The sequence below is a fragment of the Pseudomonas sp. AGC41 genome (assembly GCF_057334555.1).
The window spans coordinates 6657-8155 of the sequence record NZ_JBHFJB010000056.1; the positions used below are offsets into that span (position 1 = coordinate 6657).

General features: G+C 64.0%; 1 protein-coding gene. It reads right to left on the reverse strand.

The features are described from left to right. Positions 1–52: 52 nt before the first annotated feature. Complete coding sequence (locus tag ACE04F_RS11080) at positions 53–1399, reverse strand: MATE family efflux transporter (protein WP_486106635.1); 1347 nt, start codon at positions 1397–1399, stop codon at positions 53–55. Positions 1400–1499: the final 100 nt, after the last annotated feature.

Consider the following 1499-nt stretch of genomic DNA (forward strand, 5'->3'; position numbering starts at 1 on the left):
AACACCGCTTTCGCGAGCAGGCTCCCCCCACAGGGGTTCGGTGATGGGCCGGCTATACCAACCGCTCGATCCGCTGATGCTGCCAGACCCGTTTGTAATACACCGCCTGCAGAATCAGCATGCTCAGGTAAGCCACCGGAAACGCCATCCACACCCCTTGCAGGCCGAAGTGAGCGTCCAGCAGGTAGGCCGCCGGCACTTGCACGCCGATGATGCAGAAGATCGAGATCGCCACCGGCACCAGCACCGTGCCGCTGGCGCGCATGATCCCGCCGATGATGGCCTGGAAGCCGAACACCAGCAGGCTCCAGAGCATGATGTGCAACAGGTGCTCGGCCTGGACCCGCGCCGCCGGGTCGGTAATGAACAGCCCCAGCAGCCAGTGGGACAACAGATACCCCAGCAGCACCAGGCCACCGGTCAGCCAGACATTGAACAACAGCCCCGTGCGCAGGATCGGCCCGAGGCGTTCCAGGCGTCCGGCGCCAATCGCCTGAGCGCCGAGGATCGAGGCGGTGATGGCGATCGACAGCGCCGGAAACTGCACGTAATTGACGATCTGCGTCACCGCCCCATAAGCGGCCGTGGCTTGGGAGCCGTGGTGATTGACCAGCGCCAGGACGACCAGCTCCGACAACGAAATCACCACCATCTGCAACCCCGTCGGCAAGCCGATGCGCAGCACCTTGGCGAGGATATCCCGGTCCAGGCGCATCGCGGCGAACAGTGCGCGGTCCGGCGCCAAGGCATGCGCCCGCCGATTGAGGCGCCACGCCAGCATGGCCATGGCCGATGCGGTGCCCACCATCCCCGCCCACGCCGCACTCTGGATACCCATCTGCGGCAAGCCCAGCCAGCCACGGATCAGCACTGGCGTCAGTAGCATCCCGACACTCGTGGATACCAGCAACGCCAGCAGCGGCGAGACGGTATCGCTCACACCGCGCAGCAGCTGGGTGAAGAGCACGAACACCAGTAGCATCGGCAGGATCCACATCATCACCCGCGCGTAGGAAATGGCATCTTCGAGCACATCGTCGGGCGTGCCGAGCCCTTGCAGGGCCTCGCGAGCAAAGACGCTGCCCAACACCGCGGCCACCAACCCGATAATCGCCCCCAACAGCAACGTCGACCCGGCAATCGCCTTCACCGTTCCGGTCTCGCCGGCGCCATAGGCCTGCCCGATCAACACGCCCGCCCCCGCGCCCAGACCAATCACCAGGGCGATGAAGAAAAACACGATGGGAAACATCCCCGACACCGCCGCCAATGCCTGGGTCCCGAGCATCTGACCAATGTAGATGCTGTTGAGCGTACCGGACATCGATTGGAGGAAATTGGACAGGACCATGGGGGCCAAAAAAAGCAGGTAGGTTTTCCAGAGCGGCTGGGCAGGCATGGGGGCTCGATGGCAGGTTCGAAAGCAATGCCGGTAATTTAGCTCAATCCTCTCGTTCTGTTGCAGAGATGTCGCCTTTGTGGGGGGGGGGGGGGGGGGG

What these genes read in the sequence shown, in the direction of transcription:
- ACE04F_RS11080 (WP_486106635.1), bottom strand. Translation starts at nt 1,399, where the DNA reads ATGCCTGCCCAGCCGCTCTGGAAAACCTACCTGCTTTTTTTGGCCCCC.